18 protein-coding genes and 3 pseudogenes are annotated in these 23,533 nt (G+C 53.6%); 12 read left to right on the forward strand and 9 right to left on the reverse strand.

The features are described from left to right. The first annotated feature begins 111 nt into the window (after positions 1–111). Both mglA and mglC read left to right on the forward strand, forming a co-directional pair. The gene (gene mglA / locus ACZAHD_RS08805) at positions 112–1,632 is read left to right on the forward strand and encodes a galactose/methyl galactoside ABC transporter ATP-binding protein MglA (protein WP_462456419.1); all 1,521 of its coding nucleotides are present in this window, start codon (positions 112–114) and stop codon (positions 1,630–1,632) included. A gap of 15 nt (positions 1,633–1,647) precedes the next feature. Next, entirely contained in the window at positions 1,648–2,658 is a 1,011-nt protein-coding gene (gene mglC, locus ACZAHD_RS08810; protein WP_462456420.1) for a galactose/methyl galactoside ABC transporter permease MglC, read from the forward strand. Between the two features lie 268 nt (positions 2,659–2,926). Here mglC and sanA read toward each other — a convergent pair whose 3' ends face one another. From sanA to ACZAHD_RS08830, 4 genes are all read right to left on the reverse strand, one after another. Further along, on the reverse strand, positions 2,927–3,640 hold the full coding sequence (sanA, locus tag ACZAHD_RS08815) for an outer membrane permeability protein SanA (RefSeq protein WP_462456421.1): 714 nt from the start codon (positions 3,638–3,640) through the stop codon (positions 2,927–2,929). A gap of 126 nt (positions 3,641–3,766) precedes the next feature. Next, on the reverse strand, positions 3,767–4,651 hold the full coding sequence (gene cdd, locus ACZAHD_RS08820; protein ID WP_462456422.1) for a cytidine deaminase: 885 nt from the start codon (positions 4,649–4,651) through the stop codon (positions 3,767–3,769). A 127-nt stretch (positions 4,652–4,778) separates the two neighbouring features. Beyond that, positions 4,779–5,474, reverse strand: a complete 696-nt coding sequence (locus tag ACZAHD_RS08825) for a CidB/LrgB family autolysis modulator (RefSeq protein ID WP_462456423.1) — start codon at positions 5,472–5,474, stop codon at positions 4,779–4,781. Further along, positions 5,464–5,871 carry a CidA/LrgA family protein gene (locus tag ACZAHD_RS08830; protein ID WP_462456424.1) on the reverse strand — a complete coding sequence of 136 codons (408 nt, stop codon included), beginning with the start codon at positions 5,869–5,871 and terminating at the stop codon, positions 5,464–5,466. The genes ACZAHD_RS08825 and ACZAHD_RS08830 overlap by 11 nt, the downstream gene beginning before the upstream one ends. A 368-nt stretch (positions 5,872–6,239) precedes the next feature. Here ACZAHD_RS08830 and dusC point away from each other — a divergent pair, with 368 nt between their 5' ends. Continuing rightward, the gene (gene dusC / locus ACZAHD_RS08835; protein WP_462456425.1) at positions 6,240–7,172 is read left to right on the forward strand and encodes a tRNA dihydrouridine(16) synthase DusC; all 933 of its coding nucleotides are present in this window, start codon (positions 6,240–6,242) and stop codon (positions 7,170–7,172) included. 354 nt (positions 7,173–7,526) lie between these two features. Beyond that, positions 7,527–8,891: a carbohydrate porin gene (locus ACZAHD_RS08840; protein ID WP_462456426.1), complete on the forward strand. Its 1,365-nt coding sequence runs from the start codon at positions 7,527–7,529 to the stop codon at positions 8,889–8,891. Positions 8,892–8,934: 43 nt separating this feature from the next. Here ACZAHD_RS08840 and ACZAHD_RS08845 read toward each other — a convergent pair whose 3' ends face one another. Beyond that, positions 8,935–9,795 (reverse strand): helix-turn-helix transcriptional regulator, encoded by an 861-nt coding sequence (locus ACZAHD_RS08845; RefSeq protein WP_462456427.1) that lies wholly within the window; start codon positions 9,793–9,795, stop codon positions 8,935–8,937. Between the two features lie 210 nt (positions 9,796–10,005). Here ACZAHD_RS08845 and ACZAHD_RS08850 point away from each other — a divergent pair, with 210 nt between their 5' ends. The 5 genes and pseudogenes from ACZAHD_RS08850 (at position 10,006) to ACZAHD_RS08870 (ending at position 17,440) form a co-directional block, all read left to right on the forward strand. Continuing rightward, positions 10,006–11,340, forward strand: coding sequence for a glycoside-pentoside-hexuronide (GPH):cation symporter (locus ACZAHD_RS08850; protein ID WP_462456428.1), 1,335 nt, complete (start codon positions 10,006–10,008; stop codon positions 11,338–11,340). Between the two features lie 14 nt (positions 11,341–11,354). Next, positions 11,355–13,034: a family 43 glycosylhydrolase gene (locus ACZAHD_RS08855; RefSeq protein WP_462456429.1), complete on the forward strand. Its 1,680-nt coding sequence runs from the start codon at positions 11,355–11,357 to the stop codon at positions 13,032–13,034. Positions 13,035–13,198: 164 nt separating this feature from the next. Continuing rightward, positions 13,199–14,032 (forward strand): transcriptional antiterminator BglG, encoded by an 834-nt coding sequence (bglG, locus tag ACZAHD_RS08860; protein WP_462456430.1) that lies wholly within the window; start codon positions 13,199–13,201, stop codon positions 14,030–14,032. Positions 14,033–14,064: 32 nt separating this feature from the next. Then, a pseudogene (gene bglF / locus ACZAHD_RS08865) lies at positions 14,065–16,033 on the forward strand (PTS beta-glucoside transporter subunit IIABC). A 15-nt stretch (positions 16,034–16,048) separates the two neighbouring features. Continuing rightward, positions 16,049–17,440: a glycoside hydrolase family 1 protein gene (locus tag ACZAHD_RS08870; RefSeq protein WP_462456431.1), complete on the forward strand. Its 1,392-nt coding sequence runs from the start codon at positions 16,049–16,051 to the stop codon at positions 17,438–17,440. Positions 17,441–17,570: 130 nt separating this feature from the next. Here ACZAHD_RS08870 and ACZAHD_RS08875 read toward each other — a convergent pair whose 3' ends face one another. Beyond that, a complete protein-coding gene (locus ACZAHD_RS08875; RefSeq protein ID WP_462456432.1) occupies positions 17,571–18,305 on the reverse strand; it encodes a class I SAM-dependent methyltransferase in 735 nt (244 codons plus the stop codon). Positions 18,306–18,428: 123 nt separating this feature from the next. Between ACZAHD_RS08875 and mdtQ the strand changes: the two are divergent. Continuing rightward, positions 18,429–19,867 (forward strand): annotated as a pseudogene (gene mdtQ / locus ACZAHD_RS08880) (multidrug resistance outer membrane protein MdtQ). A gap of 69 nt (positions 19,868–19,936) precedes the next feature. Here mdtQ and ACZAHD_RS08885 read toward each other — a convergent pair. Next, positions 19,937–20,506 carry a DedA family protein gene (locus ACZAHD_RS08885; RefSeq protein WP_462456433.1) on the reverse strand — a complete coding sequence of 190 codons (570 nt, stop codon included), beginning with the start codon at positions 20,504–20,506 and terminating at the stop codon, positions 19,937–19,939. Between the two features lie 399 nt (positions 20,507–20,905). On the opposite strand from ACZAHD_RS08885, the gene ACZAHD_RS08890 reads away from it, so the two are divergent. Together ACZAHD_RS08890 and pbpG are read left to right on the forward strand one after the other, a co-directional pair. Beyond that, positions 20,906–21,493 (forward strand): Yip1 family protein, encoded by a 588-nt coding sequence (locus tag ACZAHD_RS08890; RefSeq protein ID WP_462456434.1) that lies wholly within the window; start codon positions 20,906–20,908, stop codon positions 21,491–21,493. A gap of 233 nt (positions 21,494–21,726) precedes the next feature. Then, positions 21,727–22,674: a D-alanyl-D-alanine endopeptidase gene (gene pbpG, locus ACZAHD_RS08895; protein ID WP_462456435.1), complete on the forward strand. Its 948-nt coding sequence runs from the start codon at positions 21,727–21,729 to the stop codon at positions 22,672–22,674. A gap of 39 nt (positions 22,675–22,713) precedes the next feature. On the opposite strand, the gene ACZAHD_RS08900 is transcribed toward pbpG, so the two are convergent. Next, the gene (locus ACZAHD_RS08900; RefSeq protein WP_462456436.1) at positions 22,714–23,268 is read right to left on the reverse strand and encodes an N-acetyltransferase family protein; all 555 of its coding nucleotides are present in this window, start codon (positions 23,266–23,268) and stop codon (positions 22,714–22,716) included. Positions 23,269–23,353: 85 nt separating this feature from the next. Then, a pseudogene (locus tag ACZAHD_RS08905) lies at positions 23,354–23,533 on the reverse strand (D-lactate dehydrogenase); the annotation flags it as partial.

Raw genomic sequence — 23,533 nt, forward strand, 5'->3', positions numbered from 1 at the left:
ACCTGAAATATCCCGGATATTCACGCCCGATTATTCCTGATACAGAACCCGACCCTGATGACGACGCGAATGCGTCGGTTGGGGTGTGCATGAACGCAGCCAGGTACAACTATGGTCAGCAATAATAGCGAACGGTCAGGCGAATTCTTGTTGGAAATGAGCAATATCAACAAATCGTTTCCTGGCGTCAAGGCACTTGATAATGTCAATCTGAAAGTCCGTCCTCATTCTATTCATGCATTGATGGGAGAGAACGGTGCGGGTAAATCGACATTATTAAAATGCCTTTTTGGAATCTATCAAAAAGATTCCGGTAGTATTCTTTTTCAGGGGAAAGAGATCGATTTCCATTCAGCGAAAGAAGCGCTGGAAAACGGTATTTCAATGGTTCACCAGGAGTTAAACCTGGTATTGCAACGTTCAGTGATGGACAACATGTGGCTGGGACGTTATCCCACCAAAGGTATGTTTGTCGATCAGGAAAAAATGTATCTCGATACCAAAGGGATATTTGATGAACTGGATATTGATATCGATCCGCGCGCCCGCGTCGGCACGTTATCAGTATCGCAAATGCAGATGATTGAAATCGCCAAGGCATTTTCTTATGACGCGAAAATCGTCATTATGGATGAGCCTACGTCATCATTGACCGAGAAAGAAGTTAATCATTTGTTTAAGATTATCCGTAAGCTGAAAGAACGTGGCTGCGGCATTGTCTATATTTCTCACAAGATGGAAGAGATCTTCCAGTTGTGCGATGAAATAACGGTTTTGCGTGATGGTCAGTGGATTGCCACCCAGTCGCTGGAAGGTCTGGATATGGATAAGATCATCGCCATGATGGTGGGGCGCTCCTTAACCCAGCGTTTCCCGGAGAAGCACAACACACCGGGTGAGACCATTCTGGAAGTACGCAACCTGACTTCGCTGCGTCAGCCATCGATTCGAGATGTCTCTTTCGATCTGCGTCAGGGGGAGATCCTCGGTATCGCCGGGTTGGTGGGCGCTAAACGTACCGATATTGTCGAAACGCTTTTCGGTATCCGCGAAAAATCAGGCGGCACGATTACGCTGCATGGCAAGAAGATCAATAACCATAGTGCGAATGAAGCCATTAACCATGGTTTTGCGTTAGTCACCGAAGAACGCCGTTCCACCGGTATTTATGCTTATCTGGATATCGGCTTTAACTCGCTGATCTCCAATATTAAGAAATATAAAAACAAGGTGGGTCTGCTGGACAATTCCCGCATGAAAAGCGATACCCAGTGGGTTATTGACTCGATGCGCGTGAAAACCCCCGGCCAGCATACACAAATTGGTTCGTTGTCCGGTGGTAACCAGCAAAAGGTTATTATTGGTCGCTGGCTATTAACCCAGCCGGAAATTCTGATGCTTGATGAACCCACGCGTGGGATTGACGTTGGCGCGAAGTTCGAAATTTATCAGCTGATTGCTGAGCTGGCAAAGAAAAATAAAGGGATCATCATTATTTCCTCCGAGATGCCGGAGCTGCTGGGTATTACCGACCGTATTCTGGTTATGAGCAATGGTCTCGTTGCCGGAATTGTTGAGACAAAAACTACTACGCAGAACGAAATTTTACGTCTTGCGTCGTTGCATCTTTAAGAGCAGGGGCTTCTCATGAGTGCGTTAAATAAAAAAAGTTTTCTCACGTACCTGAAAGACGGTGGGATTTACGTTGTTCTGTTGGTTTTGCTGGCCATTATTATTTTCCAGGATCCCACGTTCTTAAGTTTGCTGAACTTGAGTAACATCCTGACTCAGTCTTCGGTGCGTATTATTATCGCGCTCGGCGTGGCCGGGCTGATTGTGACCCAGGGTACCGACCTCTCTGCCGGTCGTCAGGTCGGGCTGGCGGCCGTTATCGCCGCTACCATGCTCCAGGCTGTCGACAATGCCAACAAGGTATTTCCCGATATGGCGACGATGCCTATTCCGCTGGTGATCCTGCTGGTCTGCGCGATCGGTGCGGTTATCGGGTTGATTAACGGGATTATTATCGCTTATCTGAACGTGACGCCGTTTATCACTACCCTCGGTACGATGATCATTGTCTATGGCATCAACTCCCTGTACTACGATTTTGTCGGCGCATCGCCCATTTCCGGTTTTGACAGCCACTTCTCGCACTTCGCGCAAGGTTTTGTTGCGCTGGGGTCGTTCCGCCTGTCGTACATTACGTTCTACGCAGCGATTGCGGTCTTCTTCGTGTGGATCCTGTGGAATAAAACTCGTTTTGGTAAAAACATTTTTGCCATCGGCGGTAACCCGGAAGCGGCCAAAGTTTCAGGTGTGAACGTGGCGTTGAACCTGCTGATGATCTATGCCCTGTCTGGTGTGTTCTATGCTTTTGGCGGTCTGCTGGAGGCTGGCCGTATCGGTTCGGCTACCAACAACCTCGGCTTTATGTATGAGCTGGATGCAATTGCGGCCTGCGTCGTCGGCGGCGTGTCGTTCAGTGGTGGCGTGGGTACGGTGCTTGGCGTGGTGACCGGGGTAATTATTTTCACCGTTATCAACTATGGCCTGACCTATATCGGCGTAAACCCTTACTGGCAATACATCATCAAAGGGGCGATCATTATCTTCGCCGTAGCGCTGGATTCGTTGAAATACGCGCGCAAAAAATAATTGTCCGTTGCTATCCAGCCCGCGCCATTTGCGCGGGCTTTTTTTGGCCATTTTTACGACGGCCTGAGTGTAAGTGGCGGGTTGCTGTCGTGGTCTCCGGCAGGTTGCAGGGGGACTGCGCTTAGCGCGGTACTGCGCCCGAACGACGAACGACCGTTTACCTCAACCAGGCCACAATAAATGACTTACCGCGCAAGGCGACCCTTGGGGAAGGGGGACGACACCGTAGGCATGCATCGCTCGAAAGCGTGTCGTCATCAATGGCCCGTCACTTACTCTTTTGCAGTTCCAGCAGCTGTTCTGGCGTTACGGCAGGATAGGACTGCGCCCCTTCAGGCACTTCCTGCAACGTCGGAATCGGAATCAGTGGCCCTAAAAAGCGGGGTTCGCGTTTGAAAACGTAGAGATCCGCCAGCGCGCTAAAGCGGGCGCCAAACTCACGTAAACGCACGCTCCACATATCCTTCGGCGAAGGCACCGCGTAGCACTGCGCCTGAATTCCCATATGCAGGGCGATAAACAGCGCCCGTTCGCAGTGGAAGCGCTGGGTAATGATAATAAAGTCGTTAGTATCGAAAACCTTCCGGGTGCGCACGATAGAATCGAGGGTACGGAACCCGGCATAATCGAGCACGATATCGGCGGGGTCGACGCCACCTTTGATTAAATCGCGGCGCATGGTCATCGGTTCGTTGTAGCTTTGCAGCGCATTATCACCGCTCAGCAGCAGGTAGTTCACCTTACCGCTATTGTAAGCGTTCAGCGCACCCTGGATACGATAACGATAATATTGATTAATCACTCCGGTGCGATAGTACTTGGCGGTACCGAGCACGACCCCAACCTGGCGGTAGGGCAGATCCTGGAGTTCATCATAGATATATGGAGCGGTTTTCCAGCTCATCCAACGGTCAAGACCCAGCACGGTCAACAGCAGCAGGCCGAACAGGACTAACAGGCTGTATAACACACGCTTTAACATTCACCTGACTCATGTGGACAATGGAGCTATCAGGCTACTTTACCCGCCGGGCAAGAGCAAGAAACCATCGTTTAATTGCCGGGATTTTCAACAATGCGGGCCGATGGGGCCCGCATGACGGCAAAATTAGCCGAGCAGGACGCGATCAATATTCTGACAACCTAATGCTTTCAGCGTTGCGACGGTCGCATCCCATTGAATCAGCGCCGCATCGGCTTTCTCAGCCAGAATAGCGCGCTGAATATCCGGATAGTCATAGCCGTTAAGACTCAGCAGATTGAGCGCCCCTTGTAGCGGCGGCAGCGTCGGGTTAAACGCCGCGTTTTCCGCATAGCTACCGGCGAAAATGGTGCCGTCTTTCAACTCCAGCGCGACGCCGGAAGGCGAGTGGCTGTATGGCATATGGCAGCGGTTGGCGGCCTGAATAGCCGCCTGCGCCAGGATGTCGCCGGTCAGCGGGAAACCATGATCCTGTTGATCCATCAGCAGCGTTTTAATCTCCAGATCCTTCGGACCGAAGGCATCCGGCAGATAGTGCTGCAGCGAATGCGCTTCGCGGCCCGGCAGATGAATACGCAGGACCTGGCTACTGTTCAGTTCATTCATAAACTGACGGCAATGGCCGCAGGGGGTGTAGTTGACGGTAATGGCCTTGAGCGACCGTTCGCCGCGCAGCCAGGCGTGGCTAATGGCGCTTTGTTCCGCGTGCACGGTTTGCTGCATTGTGGCGCCGAGGAACTCCATGTTGCCGCCAAAATACCAGGTTCCGCTAATGCCGCGGGCGATGGCGCCAACATTAAAATGGGAAAGGTCGGCGCGCGCACAGGCTGCCGCAATCGGCAGCAACGCAAAGGCCAGCGCGTCTTCATCGAGGCCTGTTGCGTTTCGCAGAGTAGCGACCTGACCGGCATCCAGTAAAGCCGGGAAGTGCGGGTCGTTCAGCATCGGGGCGATGGCCGCTTGCAGGTCTGCCGCCAGAAGGGGAAGAGCAGCGTGAAAACGTGGGTGCATGGCGTTGCCTCATAACAATGTAATGGGAATCTAGTGTACGGGCGGGGGGAGCCCATATATGTGATTAATATCTCATTGTTTATGCAATATGTTTTTGTTGCAGTAATAAATGTGATAAATGTCACATTTATCCGACAATAGCCAGAATCACCGGGAACAAAAAGGGCGCCACCAGCGAGGTGATAATCCCGCACAACACCAGCGCCAGGGAGCTGAAAGCCCCTTCCTGATAGTCCAGTTCCGCACAGCGGGCGGTCCCCAGGGCATGGGATGCGGTCCCCATCGACAGGCCTCGCGAGGCTTTGGTGTGTATACGCATCAGGTTAAGCAGGCTGTGGCCGAAAACCGCACCGAGAATCCCCACGAAAATGACGCACACCGCGCTGATGGCCGGAATACCGCCAATGCTTCCGCTGACCGCCATCGCAATCGGTGTGGTGACCGATTTCGGCATAATGGACGCGGCAATTTGTGGTGTCGCGCCGAGCAGCAGCGCGACGGTGGTGCCGGTCACCATCGCGACAACACTGCCGATAAAGCAGATGGTAATGATTGATTTCCAACGGGCGCGTATCTGGTGAAGTTGTTCATACAGCGGGAAGGCCAACGCCACGACCGCAGGCTGAAGCAAATCGTTGAGAATTTTACTGCCCTGAAAATAGCGATCGTAGGAGATACCGCTGATCAGCAAAAACGGGATGATCACTACCATTGCCACCAGCAGGGGATTCAGCAGCGGAAATTTAAACCGCGCGGCCAGCTTGCGGGCGAGGAAAAAAACGATCAGCGTCAGCGGCAAGGACCACCAGATCTCATGCATCATCTTTGACGTCCTCAGTTTGACCGACCACTTTACGCTCGCCGTGAACCAGATGTGAGCTCCAGCTCACCACCAGGAAGACCACTAATGTACTGATCGTGCAAGAGATTGCCACCGGGCCGAGCTGCACTCGCAGCAGATCCCAGTATTGCATGACGCCAACGCCGATGGGCACGAACAGTAGCGCCATATAGCGAATCAATATGTTGCAGCCGGGGTTGACCCACTTCGGCGGCATAATCTGTAGCGCCAGAAGAACGAACAAAATCAGCATGCCGATAATACTGCCGGGAATCGTAATGGGCAGCAGGGAAGCAACAAAAATCCCGGCGTATAAACAAGCATAGATCAGGACAAAAGCCCGCAGGTACTGCCAGATAATATTCAGCGATTTACTCATGGTAATAACCCTTGATGAACCATATTCATCATACAATTAAACCTTGAAATGTGCTACCGATCACATCATGAATTCCAGACATAGAGTTGATAGAGTAATGGAACCTTCGGGCCTGCGGAATGGATGTTGAAGAATCCTGCGATAAATAATCGTGAGAAGGTCTCAGGGAGCGCGGGGCGCTGCGCTGTTGTCTCGCGGTCGCCACACAACCTTGCAACTCACGATGCGGCAAAAAAGCGTAACGCCAATGGCGGTATCCCTGTCTTATTGCACACCGCGACCCGGTAAGTGCAGCCGAACGACATTGAGATCTTTCAACCAACGTACAGAGGCGCTACCATAGCGCCTCTTTTTTTCCGGGTAACAATATGCGTGTATTACTGGCGCCGATGGAAGGCGTGCTCGATTCGCTGGTGCGCGAGCTGCTGACCGAGGTTAATGATTACGATCTGTGCATCACCGAATTTCTGCGGGTGGTGGATCAGCTGCTGCCGGTAAAATCGTTCTACAAACTGTGCCCGGAACTCCATCACCAAAGCCGCACGCCTTCCGGCACTCGCGTCCGGGTGCAGCTGCTGGGGCAATATCCACAATGGCTGGCGGAAAATGCCGCGCGGGCGGTGGCGTTGGGTTCGTGGGGCGTCGATCTGAACTGCGGCTGTCCGTCAAAGCTGGTAAACGGCAGCGGCGGCGGGGCGACGCTGCTTAAAGACCCGGAGCTGATCTATCGCGCCGCAAAAGCGATGCGCGAAGCGGTGCCGGATCATCTGCCGCTGACGGTCAAAATTCGCCTGGGCTGGGACAGCGGAGCACGCCAGTTCGAAATTGCCGATGCGGTAGAGCAGGCCGGCGTGACGGAGCTCGTTGTTCACGGACGCACGAAAGAAGACGCTTATAAAGCCGAGAGGATCAACTGGGCGGCGATTGGCGAAATCCGCCAGCGGTTGTCAATTCCGGTTGTCGCTAACGGCGAAATCTGGGACTGGCAAAGCGCACAGGACTGTCTGGCGGTCACCGGCTGCGACTCGGTGATGATTGGTCGCGGCGCGCTGAACGTACCAAATTTAAGCCGGGTTATCAAATATAACGAACCGCGCATGTCGTGGCCCCAGGTTGTGGTGCTACTAAAAAAATATACACGCCTGGAAAAACAGGGTGATACCGGGTTGTATCATGTTGCGCGAATTAAACAGTGGCTCAGTTATTTACGCAAAGAATATGCTGAGGCGCTGGTGCTGTTTAATGAAATACGCACGCTGAAAACCTCTGCGGACATTGCGCTAGCCATTGCCCGTTATTAGGGAAGATTGTTAAATCGCTCACATTTTATTACTCCGGGAGCATTTGCTGATGGGCATTTCTGTCGCTGAGTGATATTGTGCTGTCCACATATTCAGGGTTGCTACTGATTACAGGCAAAACCTAAGCATTTCCGCCATTCATGGCGGAAATGCTTAGGTTTTTTTTTGCTTTTTATTTTTCGAGGAGTTAAATGGTTATTTAAAACAATGGGTTATGCTCTCATCGTTTGCATCAGTAAAGCGGTTGAATGACTGACGGGCAGGTATTGAAAAAATAAATATGAAGATTAAAAACGGGCCGGTTTATTGCCTGGGGCTAGCTATGACCTTTATTCAGTTACAATGGATATCATTATGCACAACAAAAAAATAAATTTCTTCCTGTTGATAGTGACATTTTCTCTGTTAACTTCCGGTGCGTTTGCTGCGGAAGCGGAAAAATGGAACGGTACGGTATTAGGTTTTGAGAAACCGCAAAAAGGTTTGCTTGGAGAGATGGCAGGGATTCGCCCGATCCTCGAAGATAACGGATTTAATTATAATCTCGGCTACCTCAATGAAATGGGTTACAACGCCGGTGGCGGGTATAACCATGATAAACAGCTGGCCTATATCGATCAAGTTGCCCTGACCTTTACCCAGGACCTGGAACGCTGGACCGGGATCCCGGATGCACGCGTCGAGGGGAATATCGTTAACCGTAACCACGATGATAACCTGACCACCCAACGTCTACAGGATCCACGGGTTAATTTTAACGATCTGGCACAGGAAAGTTGGGGAGGCCAGTCCATTACCCGTCTTGGCTGGCTGACCTTTGCCCGTAGCTTCGATGACCGCCGTCTGACGTGGCGTATCGGGATGATGAATAAGGTGCAGACCTTCGATCAGATTATCCCCTGCGATTTTCAGCTGCTTTCACAGTGCGGTGGCAAGTCCGCCAACTCGATGACCTGGAACAACTGGAACGTCCATACCTGGGGAACGACCGCGGAATATAAGCTGACCCCGACGCTGACGCTGAAGGGCGGTGTCATGGAGCAGAACCCGAAGGCCTCTTCCCGCAGCCACGCGTGGAGCTGGTCGACAAAAGGCAGTAAAGGCATTCTGCTGCCGGTAGAGATCGAAGCACGGCCGGTAATCAACGGCCTTTCCGGCGCCTATAACCTCGGGGTGATCTATACCAACGCGCCGCAGAGCGATCTGTATCGCGGAAAATCCGGCGGCCCCGGGGCCAGCGACCCGCTAGGATATGCGCAACACGATCGCACCTGGTTTCTGTATGCCGGGATGAACCAGCAGATAACCCGCCATGCCGACGACCCCGAGCGTGGGATGAGTGTCTCGCTGAGCGGTAGCTATAGCGATCAGCGCAGCAACTACATCCATACCTCCCTGGCCGCATCAATGCGCTACCGTGGCCTCTTTGACGCCCGCCCGCAAGACTGGCTGGGCTTTGGCCTGACCTGGATGGATATGAGCAACCATTACGCGCGCAACCAGCAGTACAGGAATGAGGTCAGCGGGGCCACGGACTACTCTGCGGCGAACTATCAGCCGGTAGCCGGGCATTCGGTGAATGCTGAACTGTACTACCGTCTGCGTCCGATTTCGTGGCTTGAGCTGCAGCCGGGACTGCAGTACTGGCATCGCCCGGGCGGCGTCGCTCAGACTCAGGATGCCTGGGTCATCGAGTGGAAAACCGTGGTGACTTTCTGAATCGACAGGCCGGACGGACAGCTTCCCGCGGTGCGGGTAGTTGTTATCCGACGTGTCGGTTATCCAGACGGTCGCGAAATTCCAGCGGCGTGCAGCCGAGGTGCTGACGGAAGCGTAAACAGAAATAGGCGCTGTCGGTAAAGCCGGCGGTTTGGGCTACATCGACAATTTTTAGCTGGCTGGAGGTCAGCAGTTGTACCGCCACCTTGAGCTTACGCAGAAAAATATACTCTTTAAACGTCATGTTAAACAGCCGCTTAAACATTCGCGAAAAGTAGGACTTCGATACCTGACACCGGTGTGCCGCCTCGAGCGCGGTGGTCTCCCAGGCTTTATGCTCTTCAATCTCATATAATAATTGCCGTACCCTGCTCACAAAGTCGCTTCCGGGAGCATGCGGGAACGTCTCATCGTTGTGGTTCAGTGAGAAAACGAACTCCATCAGCAGCGCGATGCTTTTCAAAAATACCGCCTGGTGATCTGGTTTCTTTCCCAGACTGATGGTCCAGTCAAAAAGCGCCGTCAACTGCACGCCAGTCGCGGGATCCGGATACAGCACCCGGATGCGATCTTTTTTCCGGGAAAAATGGCTTATCGCCAGCGGGTTTAGAAAATCAAATTCAAACTGGAACAGATAGCGGTTGTGATTGTACTCAGGAGTCAGGTACATCGCATGAGGGATCAGTGCCGGAACGAAAATCAAGGTGCCGTTTTTTATCGGGATCCGACGATCGTTGATGCCAAAATAACCACAGGAACGATCGAACCACATTAATTCATACATAAAGTGAAAATGTGTCTTCACATCATCGCCGGAATACTCGGGAAGATTATATTGCTGCAGGTAGTAGAGTTCTTGTGTCAGCGTAATGATATTTTCATATGTTACCGGGTCATCATGCATAAACCGCCTCCTTTTTTATACTATATGCCGATCGGCAAATAAAACAAAAAGCGTTCTTAATGTAAATGCGATAGCCATCACAGAGCAGGTTCACTTTTATTATATGGCTATCCTCTCTTTATACATATTGAAGAGGCCGATGGGCCGACAATGGTTTTGTCATCAGCAACAATCTCTTTTTATATGGGATTACGGTCAATGAACAGAATCATGCCATTAAACTGGTATCAGAAAATGGGTTATGGACTTGGAGATACCGCCTGTAATTTGGTCTGGTCATCCATCATGTTATTTATGACCTATTTTTATACGGATATATTTGGTTTGTCACCGGCGCATATGGGGACGATGTTTTTAGCCGTCCGGATCATTGATGCCTTTTTTGATGTGGGGATCGGCGCAGTGACGGACCGCACGCGGACCAAATATGGTCAGTTTCGCCCTTATTTACTGTGGTTCGCCATTCCTTTTGGCGTAATGTGCATGTTAACCTTTTATACGCCTGATTTTTCCTATACCGGCAAGCTGATTTATGCCTACGTTTCTTATACCCTGCTCTCGCTGTTATATAGCGCTATTAATGTTCCCTATTGCGCGATGATTAACAATATCAGCCAGAGTTCTGTCGAACGGGTGTCGTTGCAATCCTGGCGCTTCGCCATGAGCTCCGCCGGCGGGCTATTAGTCTCCGTGGCCGCGTTTCCTGCGGTGGCGTGGTTAGGGAAAGGGAATATCCAGCATGGCTATTTTTATACCATGGTGCTGATTAGCAGCCTGGGTATTATGTTGTTTTACCTTTGTTTCTTCCTCACCAAAGAGACCGCGATCGCGGAAATCGATGTTAATCGCGGGAGTCTGTTGCAGGATCTACGTATATTATTGAAAAACCGCGACTGGCGCATCCTCTTTACGCTCAACGTTGTCAACCTGGTAGCGGTTATCTTTAAAATGGGGAGCATTATTTACTTCTGTAATTATGTTCTGCATCGCAGTGACATGAGCAGCGTGATGATCACCATATCCATTATTTCCGGATTGGCCGGGACGATTTTATCGGTATATATTTTCCGTGACATGGATAAAGTTCGGGGGGTTAAGCTGGCAATGTTGCTCGAGGCGATATTACTTGCACTACTCTATTTCTTTGCCCGGTCGTCGCTAGTCATTATTCTTGCCTTTATTATTGCGATCAACTTTATTCAACTGGCGGCCACACCATTGCAATGGGCGATGCTCTCGGATGTCGTCGATGCGATTGAACGCGCTACCGGTAAGAAAATGAGCGGTATCGTTTTTTCAACCAATCTTTTTGCTATCAAATTAGGTATTGCAATCGGTGGTGCGCTGATGGGCTGGTTATTGTCATGGAGCGGTTATATCGGTGGTGTGCCGCAGCAGCCGCAGACGGCTATTCTGACGATTAAATTAATTTTTACCGTATTACCAGCGGTTTTGGTACTGGCGCTGGTGATCATTATGCGCCGTTATTCTTTATCCGATCGGTCTCAGGCGATGGTGGAAAAAAAACAGTACGTTATAATTTAAAAAGGATGTGGTTAATGATTAAAAATCCAGTATTACGTGGTTTTAATCCTGATCCGGCAATCTGTCGGCGAGGCGATGAGTATTATATTGCCGTTTCGTCATTCGAATGGTTTCCCGGCATTCCGGTCTATCATTCCACCGACTTAGAGAACTGGACGTTACGCGCCCACGTGCTCAACGATCCGCAAATGCTGGATCTGCGCAAACTGCGCTCCGCCAAAGGTATCTGGGCACCGTGTCTGACCTGGTGTGAAACCGACCAGCTCTTTTACGTGGTGTACGGCATGATGAACGCGATGAATGGTCGCTATTTTGATGTCGATAATTATCTGGTCAGCGCTGCGGAAATTAGCGGTCCATGGAGTGAGCCGGTCTACATCCACTCTGTGGGTTATGACGCCTCTATTTTCCACGACGATGACGGTAGAAAATGGATTGTCGCCGTCGGCTGGGAGACCCGGGATGACTGCTCCGGGGCAATCTCCATCGTGGAGTACGATCCGCAGGCGAAAGCGCCGATTGGCTATCCGCAGCGTATCTGGCAAGGGGTATATGGCATGGCGGAAGGGGCGCATATCACCCGGCGTAACGGTTATTATTACATGATGTGCGCCGAGGGCGGCACGGGCTACGGCCACTGCGTAACCCTCGGGCGGGCGCGGCATATTCTCGGCCCTTATGAAAAAGATCCGCACAGCCCACTGCTAACCTCGGCGCGAGCGGAGGATTTGCAAAAGCCGGTACATATCGAGAAAACCTCGGCATCGGCGTTTGATAAAGATTATCTGCGGCGGCAGTGTTTTAACCCGGCGTCGGCGCTGCAAAAATCCGGTCACGCCAGCTATGTCGAAGATGACCGCGGGAATGTCATTCTTGCCCATCTGTGCGCCCGACCGCTGCTTCCGGAACTGGCCTGTACGCTGGGGCGGGAGACCGCCATTCAAAAAATGCGCTGGACTCAGGAGGGGTGGCTGCGCCTGAGTGCGGGCGGCAACCTGGCGCAGGAATATGTCGGGCTGGGGCCATCGACCGCCGTTGATGAGCAGGCGGAGCGGGTTGAGCGGGTCGATTTTGCTGCGCAGGTATTGCCGCCTGGCTGGTACGCGCCGCGTATTCCGGCTGCGGACTTTACGCGCTATGCGCCCGAAGAAGGCGCTCTGACGCTACGCGGTCAGGAGTCGCTGTGTTCGGAGAACCGCGTCAGTCTGCTGGCGCGGAAACTGACCTCGGTGTACGCCACGCTGACGGCTTGCATGGATTTTCAACCCGAGGTGTTCCAGCACAGCGCCGGACTGGTGCTGTACTACGACAACATGAACTATCTGTTCCTGCAGAAAAGCTATGACGATCGGCAGCGGTGCTCGCGATTTTATGTCATTCATGTCGATAATGGTCTGAAGCGGGAAGATCATCTCGGAACGGTGGCTGGCGCGGATGGCCCGGTTTATCTGCGGCTGGCGATTGACGGAAAGTCGACACGGTTTTTCTGGTCGCCAGACAATCAGACCTTTCATGCGATAGGTCAGACCTACAGCACCGCCTTGTTTTCTGATGAATACAGCCGCTATGGCGAATTTACCGGTGCGTTTGTCGGTATAGGCTGCGTGGATTCCGCCTATCATCGGCGACAGGCGTCGTTTTATTCGCTGGAATACCGTGCGTTTGAACAGCGTTCTTTACCACAACCGAAGTAGATAAGTGGATTAGTCGCGATCCGCATCACGTTTTTCTGCTTCGATGGTTGAGACGGCGGAAGAAATTGCTACAGTGCGGGTGTTGGATTGCTACTGTTTCGGCAGGCAAAACCTGATTTCCTGGCATCTGTTGGGGGTCAGGTTTTTTTGTTTCTGGGGTTCATATGCAAATCGCCAAAGTTCTTAATAATAATGTGGTGGTTGTTTTAGATGAGCAGCGACGCGAACAGGTGGTGATGGGGCGAGGGCTAGCCTTTCAGAAACGCGTCGGCGACTCACTGGACGAAAGTAAAATTGAAAAGATCTTCGCGCTGCAAAGCGATGAACTGGTTGGCCGTTTAGGTGAATTACTCAGTCAGATACCGTTAGAAGTGATGACCACCTGCGATCGGATTATTGAACTGGCGCGCGGGCGATTGGGCAAGTTGCAGGAGAGTCTGTATATCACCCTGACCGACCACTGCCATTTTGCTATTGAACGGCACAAGAATGGGGTGACGATTCGCAACGTTCTGCTGTGGGAAATCAAGCGGCTTTATCCGAAGGAATTTGAGCTCGGGCAGGAGGCGCGGGCGATTATCGCCAGGCGGCTCGGCGTTGAGCTTGCCGAAGATGAGGCCGGGTTTATTGCACTGCATCTGGTCACCGCGCAGCTCAACAGCGAAATGCCGGAAGTGATGCACATCACCCAGGTGATGCAGGAAATCCTGCAACTGGTGAAGTATCAACTGCAGCTGAATTATGACGAAGAGTCGCTGAGCTACCAGCGCTTTGTCACCCATCTGAAGTTTTTTGCCCAGCGGATGCTGACGCGCACGGTGGTGGCAGATGATGACGTCACCCTGCACAGCGCGGTGAAAGATAACTACGCGAAAGCGTGGAAATGCGCGGAAACCGTCGGTAGGCATCTACAGAAAAGCTATCAGCGGTCGCTGACGACGGAAGAAATTATGTTTCTCGCCATCCATATCGAGCGGGTGAGAAAAGAAGGGCGTTAATTCCCTTTATCTGCAAACTGGATTGTTACTGCATAACGCAGGCAAAACCTGAGCGCGACGCCATCCGGCGTGGTTCTCGGGTTTTTTTATTTTTACACTCAGTCACGGTTGCCTGCGGGCAGCGGAAGTAAGGAAAACAGCATGGAATATAAAGCACTCGCGCAGGATATTCTTAGCCGGGTTGGTGGCAAAGAGAATATTGTGAGTCTGGTTCACTGCGCCACACGACTGCGCTTTAAACTCAAAGAGAACAAGAAGGCGGATGCCGAAGGGCTGAAGACCAACCCTGGAGTCATCATGGTGGTGGAAAGCGGCGGCCAGTTCCAGGTGGTGATTGGTAACCATGTCCACGATGTCTGGCTGGCGGTACGCGATGAAGCGGGTCTGACGGACGACAGCGAGCCTGTGACCAGCTCCGGGGAAAAAACCTCGCTGCTTGGCCAGGTGATTGATGTGGTTTCCGGCATCTTCACGCCGTTTATCGGCGTGCTGGCGGCATCGGGGATCCTGAAAGGGCTGCTGGCGCTGGCGGTGGTTTGCGGCTGGCTTACTCCGCAGCAGGGAACCTATAAAATCTGGTTTGCCGCCAGCGACGCGCTGTTCTTTTTCTTCCCGCTGTTTCTGGGCTATACAGCGGGGAAAAAATTTGGTGGTAATCCGTTTATTACCATGGTGATCGGCGGGGCGCTGACCCATCCGATGATGATTCAGGCTTTTGATGCGGCTCAGCTTCCTGGAGCGGAGGCGGCGCACTTTCTCGGCATCCCGGTGACGTTTATCAACTACAGCTCCTCGGTGATCCCGATTATCCTCGCATCGTGGGTGAGCTGCTGGCTGGAACGCAAAAGCAATGCGCTGCTACCGTCATCAATGAAAAACTTCTTTACCCCGCTGTTTTGCATCGCCGTCGTGGTTCCGCTGACCTTCCTCGCTATCGGCCCGGTGGCCACCTGGCTGAGTCAGCTGCTGGCCCACGGTTACCAGATTATCTACACGGTCGCGCCGTGGCTGGCGGGCGCGGCGATGGGGGCGCTATGGCAGGTGTGCGTTATTTTTGGCCTGCACTGGGGGCTGATCCCGTTGATGATTAATAATCTGACGGTGCTGGGGCAGGACTCGATGCTACCGATGCTGCTGCCCGCGGTGATGGGCCAGGTCGGGGCGGCGCTGGGGATTTTCCTGCGCACCCGCGATGCGCGGCAAAAAGTGCTGGCTGGCTCTGCGGTATCTGCCGGGATCTTTGGCATCACTGAGCCGGCGATTTATGGTTTGACTCTGCCGCTGCGTCGTCCGTTTATCTTTGGCTGTGTGGCCGGTGCCATCGGTGGGGCCATCGTTGGCTTGAGCGACAGCCACGTCTACTCCTTTGGCTTTGCCAATATTTTCACCCTGGCGCAGATGATTCCGCCGCATGGAATGGACAACACCGTGTGGGGCGGGGCGATTGGTATCGTGGCCGCACTGGTTATCTCTTGCGCGCTGACCTTTATTGCCGGACTGCCGGCGAAGCGGGAGGAAGCCGCGGACGTTCCGCTTGCGCCGATATCGGAAAACGATATTCTTGCCCCGATGTCCGGAACCGTACTGGCGCTGGATCAGGTTCCCGATAGCACCTTCGCCAGCGGTCTGCTGGGAAAAGGCGTGGCGATCATTCCCGCCGTCGGTAAAGTGATCGCGCCGTTCTCCGGAGAGGTGGCGTCACTCTTCCAGACCAAACATGCGATTGGCCTGCTCAGCGATAGCGGTATTGAGCTGTTAATCCATGTCGGTATCGACACCGTGAAGCTCAATGGCGTGCCGTTTACCGCCCATGTTAAAGAAGGCGACAAGGTCAAAGCCGGTGATTTGCTGCTCGAATTTGACCGTCAGGCCATTCTGGACGCCGGTTATGACCTGGCGACCCCGATTATTATCAGCAACAGCGACGATTATCGTGACCTGGACATCGTATCTACCAGCGTGGTCGATGCCGGCCAGCCGCTGTTGTCTGTCAGCCATTAATCAGAGGAGAGAAAGATGAAGAGATTCCCGCAGACGTTTTTATGGGGTGGTGCAACTGCGGCAAACCAGGTGGAAGGAGCGTATCTGGAAGATGGCAAAGGACTGTCAACCTCAGACGTTCAGCCACACGGCGTCTTTGGCGACGTCGTTGAACGCGTGCCTGGCGATAGCGGTATCAAAGATATTGCGATCGATTTTTATCATCGCTACCCGGAAGATATCACTCTGTTTGCGGAGATGGGTTTCAACTGCCTGCGGGTGTCGATTGCCTGGACGCGTATTTTCCCCGACGGCGATAATGCGGAGCCAAATGAGGCCGGTCTGGCCTTTTACGACCGCCTGTTTGCTGAAATGGCGCGGCACAATATCACGCCGCTGGTGACGCTATCGCATTATGAAATGCCGTGGGCGCTGGTGAAAAACTACGGTGGCTGGGGCAGCCGCGAGGTGATTGGCTTCTTTGAACGCTACGCCAGAACGGTATTCGCCCGCTATAAAGACAAAGTCAAGCTGTGGCTGACCTTTAACGAAATCAATATGTCATTGCACGCCCCGATGACCGGCGTCGGCCTGCCGGAAGGGAGCAGTAAAGAGGCGGTCTATCAGGCCATTCACCATCAGCTGGTGGCAAGCGCTCTGGCGGTAAAAGCCTGTCACGAGATAGTCCACGAGGGCAAAATCGGCAATATGTTGCTCGGCGGTTTAATGTACCCGCTAAGCTGCAAACCGGAAGATATCTTTGAAACCCTGCAACAGAATCGCAGCTGGCAGTTCTTCGGCGACGTGCAGTGTCGGGGAGAGTATCCGGGCTATATGCTGCGCTACTTCCGCGACCAGGGAATGAATATTACCATCACCGATGCCGATCGCGCGGCGCTGAAAGAGACCGTAGATTTCATCTCCTTCAGCTATTACATGACCGGCTGCGTCACCGCCGACGAGGAGCTGAACAAAAAGGCGCGCGGCAATATTCTCAGCATGGTGCCAAACCCGCATCTGGCAAGCTCCGAGTGGGGATGGCAGATCGATCCGCTGGGTCTGCGGACGCTGCTTAACGTGCTGTGGGATCGCTATCAGAAGCCGCTGTTTATCGTTGAAAACGGGCTGGGGGCGAAAGATAAAGTCGAAGCTGACGGCAGCATTAACGATGATTACCGTATCAGCTACCTGAACGACCATCTGGTGCAGGCGCGAGAAGCTATTGAAGACGGCGTGGAGTTGCTGGGCTTTACCAGCTGGGGGCCCATTGACCTTGTCAGCGCCTCGAAGGCGGAGATGTCCAAACGTTACGGCTTTATCTACGTCGATCGCGATGATAGCGGCAACGGCACCCTGGCGCGCAGCAAGAAAAAAAGTTTTTACTGGTATAAAGAGGTGATTGCCAGCAATGGCGGCAGCTTAAAATAGTCATGGCCTGGCAGTTCTGGTGGCCGGGGAAGGCGTTAGCCGCCATCTGACAGAGATGCGAGCACAGTCGCTAAAATCGCGTCGCCACCACACGTTCAAGGCCCGGGTACTCCCCGGGCCTGTGTACTGATTATGCCGGCTTGCGGACGCGCAGCAGAAAGATCATCGGCCGCTCTTTTTCCTCATCCAGCTCCGGCTGTGCGGCGATTTGCTCTGCCGTCGGCCCCCATTCATCGAGATGCTCAATGACAAAACCGGCGGCAACCAGCAGGTTTATCCAGCTGGCCAGCTTCCGGTGCTGTTTTTTCACCCCATCGGCAAACCAGTTGCTGATGCGCTCTCCCTCTTGTTGATAGTGGCTAACTGGCCAGATTTTCTGCCCGGCGTCATCTTTCTGCCAGCCCTGGCGTAGCGGGGCCGTGTAGACAGGGTGTTCAGCGGAAAAGAGCAGTGTGCCGCCGGGGGTCAGCGCGTGGTAAATCACTGCGAACAGTGGAGCGACATCAGGGAGATAGTGCAGGGCCAGCGAACTGTAGACCAGCTCGCATGAGTTGGCCGGCAGGGTCAGGGTGTGTAAATCCTGGCAGCGGTAATCAATACCGTCACCCTGGCCCATTTCACGTGCGCGATCGAGCATCCGGCTGGAAAGATCAACCCCGGTCACCTGTGCGGCGCCTTGTTCACGCGCCCAGCGGCAGAACCAGCCATAGCCGCAGCCGAGGTCAACGATGCGCAGGCCGCCTAAAGGCGGCAGTAGACGTTGAATGGCCGGCCATTCCGGCGCGCCGTCGAGCCCTTTTACCGACCGGTCGAGAGTGGCATATCCTGCAAAAAAATCTGGATCGTCATAGATGTTCTGACTCATTATCACTCCATGAATTATTTGTTTGTTTTTAATTATCTTTATGTTTAGTCACACACATTACTAAATGGCTTAATTTCAGTTAACTTAGTATAAACAACCTTTTTGAGTTACCTGACTTGTCTAATGAATCTTACTCTGAGAAAAAGCGTATTGACCGGGTTCCCCCTGGTCATCGCTCTGGCTGGCTGTGCGTCATCCCATGATATTGGCAATCCGCCGCCGCCGCAGACACCGGCCTCTCTTGTGTCAATGGATCTGCCCGTGGCGGTTAAGAATGGCTGGCCGCAAAGCAACTGGTGGCAGGATTATCACGACCCACAGCTGAATAATCTGATTCAGCACGCCCTGGCGAATGCGCCGGATATGCAGATTGCTGCTCAGCGCATCAGGCTGGCGGAAGCTCAGGCTCGTATGTCACAAGCCAGTCTAGGGCCGGAGATGAATTTCTCCGCCAATGTAGAACGGCAGAAAATGTCGGCGGAGGGGCTGATGGGGCCGTTTGCCACGGATACCGGCGGCAATACCGGGCCATGGTACACCAACGGCACCTTCGGTCTGACGGCGGGCTGGGATCTGGATCTGTGGGGTAAAAACCGGGCGCTGGTGAAAGCCCGCATTGGTGAACTCAAAGCACAAGTGGCGGAAGAGGCGCAAACCCGCGAACTGTTGGCCAGCAGCGTGGCGCGACTCTACTGGCAATGGCAGACCGAAGCCGCGGTGAAAACCGTGCTTCAGCAGGTTAAAACTGAACAAAATAATATTGTCAGCGTAGACCAGGCGCTGTATCAGCGCGGGATCACCAACTCGGCTGAAGGGGCAGAAAACGATATCAATGTCAGCAAAACCGACCAGCAGCTAGCGGACGTTGCGGGCAACATGGAAGAGATCGAAGCACGTCTGATGGCGCTGACCAACAGCCAGAGCCAGGCGCTGAATCTGCATCCGGTTAATCTTCCTGAGGTGAGCGCGCAGATGCCAACGAAGTTGGGGTATGAGCTGCTGGCGCGACGTGCAGATCTGCAGGAGGCCCACTGGTATATCGAGGCCTCGCTGAGCGAGGTCGATGCGGCGAAAGCGGCGTTCTATCCTGACATCAATCTGATGGCCTTCCTGCAGCAGGATGCGCTGCACTTAAGCGATCTGTTCCGCCACTCCGCGCAGCAGATGGGGCTGTCCGCCGGACTGACGCTGCCTGTTTTCGATAGCGGCAGACTGAACGCCAACCTTGATATTGCCAGCGCGCAGAATAATCTTCGGTAGCGAAATATAATAAAGCGGTTGTTGACGCGGTGAACCAGGTGGCGAAGACCGCCAGCCAGGTTGAGACCCTGATGGCGAAGAACCAGCAACAGCAGCAGGTTGAAAAAGATGCGCAGCGGACGGTAAATCTGGCCGAGGCCCGTATGAGCGCGGGGATCCTTCCTGGATCGCGGGTCAGTATGGCCAGGCTGCCTGCGCTCCAGGAACGCATTACCGCGCTGCGCCTGCGTGGCCAGTGGCTAGATGCCAGCATTCAGTTGACAGCGGCGCTGGGCGGCGGCTACCACCAGGCCACGCAGTAAAATTAACTCTTTTCAAGGCACCTTCTACGCGGCCGGGCCTCCCGGTCATCAGGCGGTGCCTGTTCGCCGCTACTCTTTCTTTTTCGCCTCGCGGCGCTTGAACCACCAGCGTGCAGCCACCACCAGCGCGACCACCAGAATCAGCCAGATCCAGTGCTTCAGGTGCGCATCAAGATGATGCAACCACGGTCCAATGGCTTCCCCGCCCAGATAACCCAGCGTCGTAAATAACAGCGCCCACACCAGCGCACCGAGCACATTGAGCGGCAGGAATACTTTTGGCGGCAGGTGGCTGGCACCGATCAATAATGGCCCGATCACCCGGAAACCGTACATAAAACGGGTCCCAATCACAAACAGATAGGGGCGGCGCTGAATCATGTGCTGCGCTTTGCGAATCCGCGCCTGATGGCGTGAAAAGCGTTTCAGCAGCTTGCCGCCAAAGCGTCGACCCAGCAGGTACAGCAGCTGATCGCCGATCATCCCGCCCAGGGCAACGGAGAGAACGACCAGGGGAAATTTTAATAAGCCCTGATGCGCGGCCACGCCGCCAAGCAGGGTGACGGTTTCACCTTCCGCTATGCTGCCAAGCACCAGCGCAGCGTAGCCATAATGTGAAATCAAATTATTGATATCCATTAAAAAATAAACTCCTTTACCTCTGACGCTTTCGTCGCATGTCTGGCGACTCATCGTGCCGGTTGTGCCGCGTGAAGAATCAACGGGATCAATCATTAATGGGTTAATCATACACCCTGGGGCTTAAAACGAGGTTAAGCGTCTGTCTCATCAGGACTATTTAGCTTGTCAGTGCTAAGCGTTATCTTTGAACGCCTTTCAGGGCGGCCTGAAGAGAATCAAATCCTCACATACCCGCTGTACGCTGCGGTTTCAGTGCCCTGTCCTCAAACTCCGTGTGCCAATAACTTCTGCCGGAACAGGGTCTGAACGCATTTTTATTGCTGTACATAAAATAATCTCTCAGGGTGAATTATACTTGGATCAGTGCTGTAACGTAGCCGTGACAAGGGGGACGCTATGAACCATGTCTGGGGACTATTCTCTCATCCGAATCAAGAGATGAGCGTTATCAAGAGCGAAAACGAGACGATTTCGCACCACTATACGCACCATGTGCTGGTCATGGCAGCGGTTCCGGTTATCTGCGCCTTTATCGGCACCACGCAGCTTGGCTGGAACTTTGGCGATGGCACCGTGGTACAACTTTCACTGATTACCGGTCTGGCGCTGGCGGTGGTGTTCTACGCCGTGATGCTGGGCGGAGTCGCGGTGATGGGGAGAATTATCTGGTGGATGGCCAGAAACTACCCGCAGCGGCCATCGCTTAAACGCTGCATGGTGTTTGCCGGGTATGTCGCCACGCCGCTGTTTCTGAGCGGGCTGGTAGCGCTTTATCCGCTGGTCTGGCTGTGCGCGCTGGTGGGGACGATCGCGCTGTTTTACACTGGCTACCTGCTGTATCTCGGCATACCGACCTTCCTGAGCATTAACAGAGAGGAGGGGCTCAGTTTTGCCAGTTCCACCCTGGCCATCGGGGTGCTGGTGCTGGAAGTCCTGCTGGCGATAACCGTTATTCTTTGGGGATACGGTTACCGACTGTTTTAATTCTGTTGCTGAGGCTTCAGGCGGTCGTCGTTAACCATCGCCTGAATCGTTTGATGAGTGAATCTATTGCCGGCATAAATGGATATTTATGCCGGCAATGCAGCATTTGCTCACGATTCTTATTAGTCAGACAGCATTCTGCCGGGGTATGATAGGGTTTGCCAGCGTTGCCAGTTCCCCAGCGACGCAGCGTACGTTTATAACGTGCAAGAATACTTTTCAGAATACTCACGATGCCGAAATTTCGAGTTTCTTTGCTCAGCCTGACGTTGCTTCTGGCTGTGCCTTTTGCGCCCCAGGCGATAGCAAAAACCCCCGTGGCCGCGACGGCCCTGCAGCCGGAAATTGCTTCCGGCAGTGCGATGATCGTTGATCTTGCCAGCAAAAAGATTATTTATCAGAGCCAGCCGGATCTGGTTCGCCCCATTGCGTCGATTACCAAAGTGATGACAGCGATGGTGGTTCTGGATGCGCATCAGCCGTTAGACGAGATGCTCACCGTTGATATCAGCCACACGCCGGAGATGAAAGGTATCTATTCACGTGTGCGTCTGAACAGCCAAATCAGCCGCCGCAATATGCTGCTGCTGGCGCTGATGTCCTCGGAAAATCGCGCCGCCGCGAGTCTGGCCCATCATTATCCTGGCGGCTATGACGCCTTTATTAGCGCCATGAACGCCAAGGCCCAGGCACTAGGCATGACTCATACTCGCTACGTTGAACCGACGGGCCTGTCGATTCACAATGTCTCGACCGCGCGCGACCTGACGAAGCTGCTGATGGCCACCGAGCAGTATCCGCTGATCGGTCAGTTGAGCACCACCAAAGAAGACACCGCCACTTTTGCCCATCCGGCCTATACGCTGCCGTTCCGCAATACCAACCATCTGGTCTATCGGGATAACTGGAATATCCAGCTGACCAAAACCGGGTTTACTAACGCTGCGGGCCACTGCCTGGTGATGAGAACGGTGATCAATCAGCGCCCGGTGGCGCTGGTGGTGATGGATGCATTCGGGAAATATACCCACTTTGCCGACGCCAGCCGTCTGCGTACCTGGGTTGAAACCGGGAAGGTGATGCCGGTTCCGGCGTCCGCGCTGAGCTATAAAAAGCAGCGTGAGGCACAGATGGCGAATGCGATGCTGAAAGGCGGCACGCAGACCGCGCAAAACGATTAATGCCTCTCCCCCCGACTCGCGTGCGCGGGCGGGGGATTTTTATTCCGGTATGGTTAAGTCGCCCTCGCCGAGCTGGCGCTGCATAATTAATGTATCTCGCCAGTCGCCCATCTTGTACCCGACGCTACGCAACTGACCCGCCACGGTAAAACCAAATTTTTTGTGAATGGCGAGTGAGCCGGCATTGTTATGCCCGTCGCCGATAATCGCCAGCATCTGCCGCCACGGGCCTTGTTCGCACTTTGCAATCAGCTGCGCGAGCAGGGCGCTGCCGATGCCGCGTCCGCCCATACCGGACTCGACATAAATCGACTCTTCAAGCGTGTAGCGATAGGCGGGGCGAGGGCGATAACACGTCGCGTAGCAGTAGCCGACAATCGTACCGCGCCACAGCGCCACCAGCCAGGGTAGCCCGTTGTCACGCACGGTTTTGATCCGCTGGCGCATTTCGTCGACGGTGGGGGGAATATCTTCAAAGGAGGCGCGTCCGTTCAGCACGTGCCAGACATACAGCGCCGCGATGGCGTGCGCATCATCGGGCAGGGCTTCGCGGATCTCTAATTCAGCGCCGTGTAACATATCCGCTTCGGACATGACGGGACTCCTTAACCTGGTTTGCCGGAGAGGCGTTTCTCTGGCGTGCAGCGTAATACAGAATCCCGTCACTCGTCATCCCTGATTAGTGCTCTTCAGTGACCTGACTGCCGTTCGTCTGGCGCTCTCCCCAGTACTTCTGCTTACTGGTTTTACCGAGCCCCGGATTCATACTGTTAGTCGGGTCATTCTGACGATAGAACTGCTTTAAGCTCTCCGGCGCTTCATAGAGATGACCGACGTTATGCTCGGCGGGGTACTGCGC

The organism is Raoultella sp. (genome assembly GCF_039594335.1).
Lineage (GTDB): Bacteria > Pseudomonadota > Gammaproteobacteria > Enterobacterales > Enterobacteriaceae > Klebsiella.